Raw genomic sequence first — 12067 nt, 5'->3', positions numbered from 1 at the left:
AATGCCATTTGGCGAGATAAAGGCTATATTTTTTGTTACCAATATGTCAACAGAGGATGTAATAGAAAATAAGTATTAGTTTTATTAAATATTGCATTTACAACTTGTAAATAGTTATAACTATTCAATAGGTTATATATTAGGGACAGGTTAGCAATAAATAAAAATATTTTTTCAATTTAATGAATAAGTAGTACGTCGAAACAAGCTCTATTACCAATAGGAATATGAACAAGCTTAACTTTTAATGAATAAATTAAGGAGAATTAAGTTTTTTATATGAAAGATAATAATTGGTTATAACAAAAATGAAATTGGTAACACGAAAAGTATTAAATTTTTGCCGTTAAATAAGGCAAAATAAAGGGGGGTATTAATGCGCCATTACACTAAAAATGAATTAATATCTGAAAATAGGCTGCGGTTTAAAGAGTCATGTTTACTCTGTGCACAAAAAAGCGAGCATATATAAATGCTCGCCTTTATCAACTAGCTAACGCCTTACTCTTGAAAGTAAGTGCCCCAACCGTCGTATTCAACGTCACACTCAACAGCTAACGCTGCAAGTTTATCAACGTCTTCCATTATAACTTCAACGTCTAGCTCAGCTTCGACTACAATATCAAAGCTCCAAATTTTGCTGCCATCTTCTAGCTCAAGCTCTGCCGGTTCTTCAACATCGTAGCCTAATTTAAAGGCAGCCAGTGCCGCTTGCTCTAATTTGCTAAAATCTTCGCATACAAAATGATGCTCAACTTCATAAAGTATTTCAGGATCAGAGCCATCTTCAAGTAGTGAACTTACGATGTCTTCACTTATTTCACGCCAGTTTTCCATTATTTATCTCTCGCTTGAGCATCTAATTCAGTTATTTTAGCAGCCATAATACTATGCACTTGGGTGGCCTGTTCACGGGCACTCACTTTTTTATCAAGTGATATAGGCGCTAACATTTCAATGTAAATTGTACCATTATCCCAGCGGTTTAGCTTAATAGTTTTATCAGTTGTGCTCATACATACCGGTACTATGGGTACATCTGCGCTTAAAGCGGTGTGAAATGCACCGGTTTTAAATGGCAGTAAACCGCGGCCATAGCTTCTTGTGCCTTCGGGAAATACCCAAATAGATAGGCCTTTTTGTTTAATTTTTTCAGCGGCTTTTGAAATTGTACCTGCCGCTTTTGAGCGATTAGCTCTATCAATCAATATGTTGCCCGACAACCAGTAAAGTTGTCCAAAAAATGGGATCCACTTTAAGCTTTTTTTGCCTAAGCTAACGCAGTTTTCAGGCACCATAGCCGATACAGTAAATAAATCGTAATTGTTTTGATGGTTTGATAGGTAAACCGCAGGGCCAATATTGAGCGCATCAGGGTGGCGTTTAAGGACAAGTTTAACCCCTAACATTTTAGCCATTGAGCCAAACCAGCCGGCTATCACATGCACATTATTAGGGTGAAACGGTCTCACAATCGACAGTAACAACCCAAACACGCAGCTGAAAAATATAAACAGCACCATAATTAAAACACGTATAACAGCTAACAAACTTCTCTCCAAAATGTGTGTGCAATGCGCTATAAGCCACGCATATTTCACTATTATAACGTGATTTTATGACGATCACGAGACAATAGCGAACAGCTGTAAGCTGAAAAATACAGCATAAACAAAAACGGCCTGCAAAAGCAGGCCGTTAGAGGTGTATATTTCGGGTTTATTCTTCGGCTAATGTGTCATCACTTTGCTCATCTGCCGGCGTAAACTCCACCACTGCTTCATCAACACGCTGTAGGCCTCGCGGTAACTTATTACCTCTACGCCCGCGCTCACCATGATAATGCTCCAAGTCGCTCGGTTTAAGCGTTAGCTTTCGTTTACCAGCATGAAGGGTAACGCTACTGCCTTGTGGTACCACCGCCAGCACTTTGACAAACTCTTCACGTGCTTGCACTTTAGCCCCTGGTATAGAGATAATTTTATTGCCTTTACCTTTACCCAGTTTTGGTAAGTCGCGCAGTGGGAACAACAGCATGCGCCCTTCGTTCGAAATGGCCATGCAGTAATCGGTTGCTACATCGTTTACTCTGATTGGTGAGAGTAAAATTCCGCCCTTAGGCACGCTCACCAAGGCTTTACCGTTTTTATTTTTACTTACTAAATCTTTAAAGTCAGTAATAAAGCCATAACCCGCGTCAGAGGCCATAAGTAGCACTTGATTATCTTCACCCATTACCACGTGCTCAAAATTAGCTCCAGTGGTGAGGTTAAAGCGCCCTGTCATCGGCTCGCCTTGGCTACGTGCCGATGGCAAGCTGTGTGCATCGGTTGCAAATGCACGCCCTGCTGAGTCTAAAAATACCGCAGGCTGATTACTCTTACCCTTAGCGGAGGCTTTGTACTCATCGCCAGCACGGTAATTAAGCCCTTCTACATCAATGTCATGGCCTTTACCAACACGTGCCCAGCCTTTATCAGAAAGCACGACTGTTACCGACTCTGAAGGAATTAAATCTTTTTCACTCAGAGCTTTAGCTTCTACGCGCTCAATAACAGGTGAGCGGCGATCGTCGCCATACATGTCGGCCGCTTCTTGAATTTCTTTTTTAAGAAGCGTTGACATACGACGGTCTGAGCCAAGCGTTAGCTCTAACTTGTCACGTTCTTTGGCCAGTTCATCTTGCTCGCCACGTATTTTAAATTCTTCTAGTTTTGCTAAATGACGAAGTTTTAATTCTAAAATGGCTTCGGCTTGAGTATCGGTTAAATCAAAGCGCTCCATCAACACAGGTTTTGGTTTATCTTCTGTGCGAATAATTTCAATCACTTCATCAATATTTAAAAAGGCAGCAAGTAAACCTTCTAAAATATGCAATCGTGCCAGTACTTTATCTAAACGGTGCTGTAAGCGCCTACGTACTGTTTCGCGTCTAAACGTTAGCCACTCAGATAAAATACTGCGTAGGTCTTTTACTTGCGGGCGGCCGTCAAGGCCTAGCATGTTTAAGTTTACACGGTAGTTTTTTTCAAGGTCGGTGGTGGCAAATAAGTGCGCCATTAACGGCTCAGCTTTAATGCGGTTTGAACGCGGTACAATCACAATACGGGTTGGATTTTCGTGATCAGACTCATCTCGTAAATCAGCGACCATTGGCAGCTTTTTAGCATTCATTTGCGCTGCGATTTGCTCAAGCACCTTAGCCCCTGAACACTGATGCGGTAGCGCAGTAATAACAATATCGCCATGCTCTTCAGTATACACCGCGCGCATTTTAATTGAGCCTCGGCCGGTTTTGTATATTTTATGAATATCGGCTTTCGGGGTAATTATTTCAGCGTCGGTTGGATAATCAGGTGCGTGTACAAGCTCAAGTAACTCATCAAGCTCGGTTTTAGGCTTATCAAGTAATAAACAACAGGCACTGGCTACTTCACGCACATTATGTGGTGGAATATCGGTTGCCATACCTACTGCAATACCCGTTACGCCATTTAACAAAATATGCGGTAAGCGCGCCGGTAATACTAATGGCTCGTCCATGGTGCCGTCAAAGTTTGGCGTCCAATCAACGGTGCCTTGGCCTAGCTCTTTAAGTAATACCTCAGAGAACTTTGATAAGCGTGCTTCGGTATAACGCATTGCTGCAAACGATTTAGGGTCATCTGCTGCCCCCCAGTTACCTTGCCCATCAACTAATGGGTAACGGTAAGAAAACGGCTGCGCCATTAATACCATAGCCTCGTAACAGGCACTGTCGCCATGCGGGTGGTATTTACCTAATACATCACCTACCGTACGAGCCGATTTTTTATATTTAGCAGCGGCCGATAAACCCAGCTCGCTCATAGCATAAATAATACGACGTTGAACCGGTTTTAAACCATCGCCAACATGCGGTAATGCACGGTCCATAATTACGTACATAGAGTAATTTAAGTAGGCGTCTTCGGTAAAACGCCCCATTGTTTGTTGTTCAATTCCTTGCATTAGCAAGGTATCTGTATCACTCATTAAAGCTTACCTAGTTTTTCTTATAGCTTACGCGGTAGATCACGTTTGCGTAATCGTCGCTTATTAGCAGACTGCCGTCATTTAATTGTGCAAATGCAACTGGGCGTCCAAAGGTTGTTTCGTTATGCATAAAGCCGGTAATAAATGGCGTGTATTTAGTAATACGCCCTTGCTCTACATTGGCTACAGCCACTTTATAACCTGATTTTTTAGTACGATTCCACGAGCCATGTTCAGCAACAAATAGCTGCTCTTTGTAAGAGCCCGGGAACTGTTTACCGGTATAAAAATGAATGCCAAGTGGCGCAACGTGAGCTCCTAGCGCAAGCGCTGGCGGGCTGTAGTCGCTAATGTTTTTACCTTTACCAAACTCAGGATCTACAATGGCACCGGCGTGAACATAAGGAAAACCAAAATGCTCGTTTTCTTTACTTACGCGGTTAATTTCATCAGGTGGAATATCATCACCCATCATGTCGCGGCCATTATCACTAAACCATAATGCTTGCGTGCTTGGATGAAAGTCAAACCCCACTGAGTTGCGTACCCCTTGGGCTATTGTTTTAATTTGTTTGGTTTCTACATCAAGTGCAAAAATACGCCCGTAACGCTCATCTTCGGCGCATATATTACACGGAACACCAACCGGAATAATAAGCTCTCCGGTGGGTGCAAAGCGTAAAAACTTCCACCCGTGGTGACGATCCGATGGCAACGCGTTGTAAACCACGTCAAATTTAGGGTCTTTTAACTGCGTGTCTACGTTTTTAAAGCGAATAATACGGTGTACTTCACCTACGTATAAATCGCCATCTTTAATTGCTAATCCCGAGGGCATATTTAGCCCCTCAGCAATCACCATTTTTTTATCTGCTATGCCATCACTGTTATGATCGATTAACGCATACACATTTCCTGCTTTGCGCGAACCTGCGTAAACAATGCCTTTTTTTGATACTGCTATTTGGCGTGCATTTTCAACATCATCAGCAAATAAGCTTACCTCAAACCCAGGTGCTACGGTGAGTTTGTCTAGTATGTCTTTTGCCATTGCTGGGGCTGTTGTTAAGCCAAGCAATAATAAACTTCCTAGTATTTTATTCATTTGCCTCTCCAAGTGTTAAACACAAGCTTATTATACCTGTGCTTTATTACCGTGATCTTCTAGCCACTGGCGTCTGTCTGACGAGCGCTTTTTAGCAAGTAGCATATCCATCATTTCTAATGTTTGCTCCTCTTCGTCTAGCGTAAGTTGCACTAAGCGGCGAGTGTTTGGGTCCATTGTCGTTTCGCGCAGCTGCAGCGGGTTCATTTCGCCGAGCCCTTTAAATCGTTGCACGTTTACTTTACCGCGCTTTTTCTCTGCTTCTATGCGGGCCAAAATACCTGTTTTTTCATCTTCATCGAGGGCGTAATACACCTCTTTACCAATGTCGATTCTAAACAGCGGTGGCATAGCTACGTATACATGTCCTGTTTTAACCAGTTGCGGAAAATGACGCACAAACAAAGCACACAATAAGGTGGCAATGTGTAGTCCATCCGAGTCAGCATCGGCCAATATACAAATTTTATTATAACGCAGGCCGGTTAAATCAGTTGAGTCTGGGTCAATACCCAGCGCCACCGAAATATCATGCACCTCTTGCGAGGCTAATATTTGCCCTGATTCAACTTCCCACGTATTCAAAATTTTACCGCGCAGTGGCATTATTGCCTGAAACTCACGATCGCGTGCCTGCTTAGCCGAGCCACCTGCTGAGTCACCCTCTACCAAAAATAGCTCGGTACGGTCGTTATCGGCGGCACTACAGTCGGTTAGTTTACCGGGTAACGCAGGGCCTGAGGTAACGCGTTTACGCACTACTTTTTTCGCCGCTCGCAATCGGCGCTGTGCATTTGAAATACATAGTTCTGCAAGCAATTCTGCAGTGTCTGTGTGCTCGTTTAACCATAAGCTAAATGAGTCTTTAACCACACCCGATACAAACGCTGCACATGAGCGAGAAGAAAGCTTTTCTTTGGTTTGGCCGGCAAATTGTGGGTCTTGCATTTTTACCGATAACACATAGCTACAGCGCTCCCAAATATCATCTGGGGTAAGCTTTACGCCACGCGGTAATAAGTTTCTAAATTCACAAAATTCGCGCATTGCTTCAAGTAAGCCTTGGCGCAAACCATTTACGTGTGTACCACCTTGTGCGGTAGGAATAAGGTTTACATAGCTCTCAGCAATCGACTCACCGCCCTCAGGTTGCCATACAACAGCCCAATCAGCCCCTTCAATCGAGCTTGAAAACTCGCCTACAAATGGGTCTTTTGGCAGTACTTCAAAGCCTTTAACAGCTTCAATTAAGTAATCCTTTAAGCCTGTTTCGTAAAACCATTCTTGAGTTTCTTTAGTTTGCTTATTAACAAACTTAATGCGCAAGCCTGGACATAAAACCGCTTTTGCTTTTAATAGGTGGTTTAATTTAGTAATTGAAAAGTTAGCTGAGTCAAAGTAACTCGCATCGGGCCAAAATCGAACGGTTGTACCAGTGTTGCGCTTACCAACAGTGCCGATGACATTTAAGTCTTCAACTTTATCGCCGTTTTCAAAGGCCATTCTAAATTGTTGAGCGTCGCGCCTTACCGTTACTTCAACACGGTGCGATAACGCATTTACAACCGAAATACCTACCCCGTGTAAACCGCCCGAAAACTGATAGTTTTTGTTAGAGAATTTACCACCTGCATGCAGCTTGGTAAAAATCAGCTCCACCCCAGGAATACCTTCCTCAGGGTGAATATCTATAGGCATACCACGGCCATCGTCTATAACTTCAAGAGAGTTATCTTCGTGTAAGATCACATCAATTTTAGTGGCATGGCCCGCCATGGCTTCATCGACACTGTTATCGATAACCTCTTGGCCTAAATGGTTTGGACGTACCGTGTCGGTATACATACCAGGGCGGCGTTTTACCGGCTCTAATCCATTGAGAACCTCAATGGCTTCGGCGTTATAATTTTGCTGACTCATAATTTTTATCTTTATATGCGCTTAGGCTAATTTGTTTTAGGTAATTTAAGAAACTCTACAATACTATCTAAGGTGCGTTCAAAACCAACAAAGCTGTGATCGCCACCAAACTCAACTAACTGTTTGCATTGTGAAAAATAATTTACTGCGTGTTGATAATTTAACACTTCATCTCCCGTTTGCTGCAACAAATAGAGCAGTTCGGGGGATGTTAATTTAGGCACATACAATGCTTTTAAAGCATCCATGTGGCTGGTATTTAACTCATAATGATAATCTTGATACGGATTATAATTGTGGCCAATAAGCGGCGCTAATAAGTTAAACGGTGCTACTGCTGGGTTTATTAAAGCTGCTCGCAGGTTATAACGCTGCGACAAGTAGGTGGCATAAAACCCACCTAGTGAGCTCCCAAGTAACGCGGTATCTGGCGTTAATAAATGCTCAAGCTGTAAAATAGCTTGTAAGGGCTCGTGATTTAAACGCGGTACGCAATAGTCAACGTCATAGTTTGCCATAAGCTCACCAAAGCGCACAGCTTTATATGATTTTTCAGAACTATTAAAGCCATGAATATAAATTACGCGTTTAACCATACAACATCCGTTTTAACTGTTAAAGCATTGTCCTGTGTAGTTAAATGCAACATTCGATAAGCGGGGCCGTGGTTTTCTTGCTGCCATTGCGGGCAATTTTTTGTAAATTGCACCGAACTGGCGGGCGTTGCATAAATACTCAGCTCTCTAAAAGTTTGCGTATAGTGATTATGCACATGACCGTGCAGCAACGCCGCTACATTAGCACTATTAACTAACACGTTTAATAATTGCGGGCCGTTTTCAAGCATGTGTTTATCAAGGTAGCCATTAATAGCAAGCGGGTTGTGATGACAAAACACCACATGCTGCGATTGCGAACTTGCTAAACAATCCGCGATTTCATTTAAGTGCTCGCTAGACACCCACCCTGCAGGTGTAGGGCCTTTTGAATTTATAAGTAGCAGCTCAAATCCTTGTGCGATAATACGTTTAGCCGACACTATTTGCCCACCACTGATGCGATTAAGCATGGCAATCTCATCATGATTGCCTGGTACCCAAAATACTGGGCAGGTCAAATCAGCGTTTTTAATAAGCTCAGCAAATAATAAATAAGACTCAAAACTATGATCTTGTGTTAAATCACCACCAAATATAACCGCATCTAATGACTGCGTGGCCATGTGCGCTAATGCTTGTGCAAAATGCGCGGCGGTGTTTACGTTAAAGTACTCAGCGTTAGGGTCGGCAAATAAATGGCTATCGGTTATATGCGCAACACGCAGCGATGAGCGGTTAAAGTGATAATGCTCATCAAACCAAGCCATTGTTTATATCCCAGTTTAGTACTGCTCGGCCATGCTCTACACAGGCTACTAACCAGTCATATAAAAATGCATTAAGTTGATACTTTTCATCTTTTTGGTGCATTTTAGGATTTGGATAACCATAAGATGGCTTTATCCGTTGATGATAATCGTGGTGAATAATTTCAGCCACTTTTGCATCTTGATAAAGCCTGACTGTTAAATACAAAGGAGAAACGCCTTTAACCATCCCTGTTAGCTGTTTGATAGAAATATCCAGTGTGTACTTAGCACTATCGTCAATGATAATGGCAAATTCACTATGACCTAATTTAACTTTACGCACACTATTAGCACTGCGCTCTTTAGGTAATAGTTTTGAAAGACGTACGTAATTATGCTCGCAAAGCGTCATGTACTTTGGGAGGCTCTGAATATATCGTTGGGTTGCTAAAAGTGCTGTCAAAGTACCGCCGTATTAAAAAGTTAAAATTATGTCCACTTACTGCTTATTTTTTCACGATTTAACGCCAACCACTGTAAACAGATTACCGTTGCCGCGTTATCTATTTCACCGTTATTGAGGCGCGAAAGCGCATCATCAAGGCTTAATATATGGGTTTTAATGTCTTCACCTTCGCTTTCAAGGCCATATACACCACTTTGTACTTGGCTTAAATCTGCCCGCGCTAGGTATAAATGTAAGCGCTCAGTGGTACCGCCCGGACTTGAAAGGTAAGAGAGCATAAATTCAAGATCAGTAAGCTCAAGCCCAGCCTCTTCATAGGCTTCTTTTTTTACCACCCCTTCGTAATCGGTACTGCCATCGGTCATACCGGCAATACATTCTAGCAGCCAGGGCGAGTGTTTGCTGTTAATAGCGCCAATACGTATTTGCTCTATTAAAAGTACACTTTGCGTAGTTACATCATAAGGTAGAACAGCAATGGCATCGCCCCGCTCTAGTATTTCGCGCTTTATAAGTTGCGATGTACCACCATTAAACAGGCTATGCTCAAACTCATACATATCCACCTTAAAAAAGCCATTATACAGACTTTTAACTGCTTTTAAGCTCACATCTTTATGTGTAAATTGAACCAAGCTTTTATCTGCCATATTATACATCCCGCTTATTTAAACGATTAAAGTTTGTTAATATATTCTGTTACATTTGAACATACAGTTTTACTAATTTCTTTTTTAGTTATTTAGCAAAACACGTTACCATGCTTTTAGTACAAAATTTGTCTAAGGACTGAACCTAACATGAAAAAGAACATCCTTGCAGCGCTCGTTAGTTTGTCGTGCGCATTAGGCACAACCACAGCAAGTGCTGAAGATTTAATGCAAGTTTTTGAAATTGCTACTGCTAACGATCCCACTGTTTTAAAAGCAAAAGCCCAAGCAGATGCGCAATCTTACGAAAGCGATTTAGCAATGAGTGCATTACTGCCGCAAATTGGCGTAAGCATGGGCTATGAAAAAAGCGATTCTACCTCTTTTCAGAGCGTTGGTGATTTAGCTGACCAAGTTAAAATAAACAGCGATACCGACCAATTCACGCGTGGTGTTAGTTTAAGCCAAACCTTATTCGACTTAGGCGCATGGAATACACTTGATATTGCCGAAAAACAAGCGCTGCAAGCCAATGCGCAATACGATAACGCAAAACAAAACTTAATTGTGCGCGTTGCTGAAGGCTATTTTAACGTATTAAGCGCCATTGATAACCTTGAATTTGTGCAAGCCGAAAAGCGTGCCATTGAACGCCAGTTAGAGCAAACCAAACAGCGCTACGCAGTTGGCCTTACAGCAATTACAGATGTTCACGAAGCGCAAGCACAATACGATAACTCAGTAGCACAAGAAATTATTGCCAGTAATGCCGTTGAAACCGCACGCGAGCAACTGCGTGAAATAACCGGTAAGTACCACGCAAAACTTGATTTTTTAAACACCGAAACATTTTCAACAGTAAAACCGGTTAAAAAATCGACTGACTTTGTAAAAGTAGCTGAGAACAATAATATCAGCTTACAAGTGGCTAAAGTCACGGTTGATATTGCTAAGGATCAGATCACGCTTGCTAAAGCTGGCCACTACCCAAAGCTAACACTTGATGCCAGCTACGGTGATTCTTTAACTGACCAAAATATAAATGGTTTAAGCTTTAACGACCAACCACGTGCCGACTCAACATCGGTTGCCGTTAATTTAAGTGTTCCTCTGTACACAGGCGGCGCAACCGTAGCTGCAACTAAACAAGCCCGTGCGTTTTATGTTTCAGCCAGCCAAGATTACGAAACAAATTACCGCGCCGTAACGCGTACCGTTATTACCTCATACAACCAAGTTGTATCAGACATCGCGACTTACAAAGCCTTAGAGCAAGCCGTGGTATCAGCGCAAAGTGCGCTTAAAGCAACAGAAGCTGGCTTTGAAGTAGGCACGCGTACTATTGTTGATGTGCTTGTAAGCACGCAAAACCTGTACGATGCAAAACGTAACCTAGCTGATGTACGCTATCGTTACGTGTTATCTACGCTTCGCTTAAAGCAAGCTGCTGGTACACTAACAAGTGCCGATTTACTAGGTATTAACCAAGGCTTAAAAAAAGCCTAATAAGTTAAAAGGTAACGTTTAAAGCCAGCCATTGCTGGCTTTTTGTATTTTATAACAGTAAGCGTTAAACTAGCGTTTTTATTTTAGAGAGTATTTTGTGGTCACCTCATCTCCTTTTAAAGCCTCGTTTTTAGGCCCTCGTTATTGGCTAACGTGGATTGGCGTTTTCTTTTTGTATTTGATTTCGTGGTTGCCACAAAAAATTCAGCTTAGCTTAGGTAAGTTATTAGGGCGCTTAGTACATAAATTTATGAAACGTCGTCGCCATATTGCCGAGGTTAATATAAAGCTGTGTTTTCCTGATATGAGCGAAGCCGAGCAACAACAGCTTGTGCTAAAAAACATGGAAAATACCGGTATTGCCATGGTGGAAACTGGCATGGCCTGGTGGTGGCCGCAGTGGCGCGTTAAAAAAGCGTATGGCTCTATTAAAGGATTAGAGCACTTTGAGCGCGTGCAGGCTCAAGGTAAAGGCGTATTGCTATTGGTGCCGCATATTTTGCATTTAGAAATGGCGAGTCGTGTTATGGGCACCAAATGCCAAGGGCTGGGATTTTACCGCCCACACAACAATGCACTCATGGAATACTTTACAACCAATGGCCGCCTTCGTTCTAACGAGTATTTAATTGGACGAAAAGACGTAAAAGGCTTGTTAAAGTCACTAAAAAATAAAAAGGTGTGTTACTACCTACCCGACCAAGACTACGGCCGTAACCGCTGTGAATTTGTGCCTTTTTACGCAGTGCCAGATACAGCCACAACCACAGGTACATTACTTTTTGCAGCAAGTAAACACTGCGAAACCATGAGCCTAATTAGTCGTCGTGATGAGCACGGTAAATACCATTTAGAAATAGTACCTGAGCTTGAAAATTTCCCAAGCGGCGATGATAAAGCAGATGTAACACGTGTAAATCAGCGCGTTGAGCAATCAATTAATGCAGCGCCTGAGCAATACATGTGGCTGCACCGCCGTTTTAAAACACGCCCAGATAAAAATACTCCTTCTTTTTATAAAAAGTAGTGGTATAAATAAATAATGATAATAAATGAGC

General features: G+C 42.2%; 11 protein-coding genes. 2 read left to right on the top strand and 9 right to left on the bottom strand.

Annotated features, from left to right (window positions below; all coding sequences use genetic code 11):
- Window positions 1-501: 501 nt before the first annotated feature.
- The 9 genes from rraB to CWB60_RS00640 form a co-directional block, all read right to left on the bottom strand.
- Window positions 502-837 (bottom strand): ribonuclease E inhibitor RraB, encoded by a 336-nt coding sequence (rraB, locus tag CWB60_RS00680; protein ID WP_004587970.1) that lies wholly within the window; start codon window positions 835-837, stop codon window positions 502-504.
- On the bottom strand, window positions 837-1550 hold the full coding sequence (locus CWB60_RS00675) for a 1-acylglycerol-3-phosphate O-acyltransferase (protein WP_029772377.1): 714 nt from the start codon (window positions 1548-1550) through the stop codon (window positions 837-839). Before CWB60_RS00675 ends, rraB begins: the two co-directional genes overlap by 1 nt.
- A gap of 169 nt (window positions 1551-1719) precedes the next feature.
- Window positions 1720-4014, bottom strand: a complete 2295-nt coding sequence (gene parC / locus CWB60_RS00670; RefSeq protein ID WP_121637001.1) for a DNA topoisomerase IV subunit A — start codon at window positions 4012-4014, stop codon at window positions 1720-1722.
- Window positions 4015-4024: 10 nt separating this feature from the next.
- A complete protein-coding gene (locus tag CWB60_RS00665) occupies window positions 4025-5119 on the bottom strand; it encodes a PQQ-dependent sugar dehydrogenase (RefSeq protein ID WP_138578655.1) in 1095 nt (364 codons plus the stop codon).
- A 30-nt stretch (window positions 5120-5149) separates the two neighbouring features.
- The gene (parE, locus tag CWB60_RS00660) at window positions 5150-7039 is read right to left on the bottom strand and encodes a DNA topoisomerase IV subunit B (protein ID WP_055254871.1); all 1890 of its coding nucleotides are present in this window, start codon (window positions 7037-7039) and stop codon (window positions 5150-5152) included.
- Between the two features lie 26 nt (window positions 7040-7065).
- The gene (locus CWB60_RS00655; protein WP_004587965.1) at window positions 7066-7635 is read right to left on the bottom strand and encodes a YqiA/YcfP family alpha/beta fold hydrolase; all 570 of its coding nucleotides are present in this window, start codon (window positions 7633-7635) and stop codon (window positions 7066-7068) included.
- Complete coding sequence (locus CWB60_RS00650) at window positions 7620-8405, bottom strand: metallophosphoesterase (RefSeq protein WP_138578653.1); 786 nt, start codon at window positions 8403-8405, stop codon at window positions 7620-7622. The genes CWB60_RS00655 and CWB60_RS00650 overlap by 16 nt, the downstream gene beginning before the upstream one ends.
- Complete coding sequence (locus CWB60_RS00645; protein ID WP_024031550.1) at window positions 8392-8850, bottom strand: DUF1249 domain-containing protein; 459 nt, start codon at window positions 8848-8850, stop codon at window positions 8392-8394. The genes CWB60_RS00650 and CWB60_RS00645 overlap by 14 nt, the downstream gene beginning before the upstream one ends.
- A 26-nt stretch (window positions 8851-8876) precedes the next feature.
- Window positions 8877-9503: an NUDIX domain-containing protein gene (locus CWB60_RS00640; protein WP_004587962.1), complete on the bottom strand. Its 627-nt coding sequence runs from the start codon at window positions 9501-9503 to the stop codon at window positions 8877-8879.
- Window positions 9504-9653: 150 nt separating this feature from the next.
- Between CWB60_RS00640 and tolC the strand changes: the two genes are divergently transcribed.
- Complete coding sequence (tolC, locus tag CWB60_RS00635; RefSeq protein ID WP_029772380.1) at window positions 9654-11009, top strand: outer membrane channel protein TolC; 1356 nt, start codon at window positions 9654-9656, stop codon at window positions 11007-11009.
- A 97-nt stretch (window positions 11010-11106) separates the two neighbouring features.
- Entirely contained in the window at window positions 11107-12036 is a 930-nt protein-coding gene (gene lpxL / locus CWB60_RS00630) for an LpxL/LpxP family Kdo(2)-lipid IV(A) lauroyl/palmitoleoyl acyltransferase (RefSeq protein ID WP_054983765.1), read from the top strand.
- Window positions 12037-12067: the final 31 nt, after the last annotated feature.

It is taken from the genome of Pseudoalteromonas sp. S327 (assembly GCF_005886415.1).
Classification (GTDB): domain Bacteria; phylum Pseudomonadota; class Gammaproteobacteria; order Enterobacterales; family Alteromonadaceae; genus Pseudoalteromonas; species Pseudoalteromonas atlantica.
This window is presented reverse-complemented; position numbering and strand designations above follow the sequence as displayed.

Bases quoted from the DNA above. Each gene is read 5' to 3' on its own strand.
- rraB (WP_004587970.1), bottom strand. From the start codon at position 837: ATGGAAAACTGGCGTGAAATAAGTGAAGACATCGTAAGTTCACTACTT.
- parC (WP_121637001.1), bottom strand. From the start codon at position 4,014: ATGAGTGATACAGATACCTTGCTAATGCAAGGAATTGAACAACAAACA.
- CWB60_RS00665 (WP_138578655.1), bottom strand. From the start codon at position 5,119: ATGAATAAAATACTAGGAAGTTTATTATTGCTTGGCTTAACAACAGCC.
- parE (WP_055254871.1), bottom strand. From the start codon at position 7,039: ATGAGTCAGCAAAATTATAACGCCGAAGCCATTGAGGTTCTCAATGGA.
- CWB60_RS00655 (WP_004587965.1), bottom strand. From the start codon at position 7,635: ATGGTTAAACGCGTAATTTATATTCATGGCTTTAATAGTTCTGAAAAA.
- CWB60_RS00650 (WP_138578653.1), bottom strand. From the start codon at position 8,405: ATGGCTTGGTTTGATGAGCATTATCACTTTAACCGCTCATCGCTGCGT.
- CWB60_RS00640 (WP_004587962.1), bottom strand. From the start codon at position 9,503: ATGGCAGATAAAAGCTTGGTTCAATTTACACATAAAGATGTGAGCTTA.
- tolC (WP_029772380.1), top strand. From the start codon at position 9,654: ATGAAAAAGAACATCCTTGCAGCGCTCGTTAGTTTGTCGTGCGCATTA.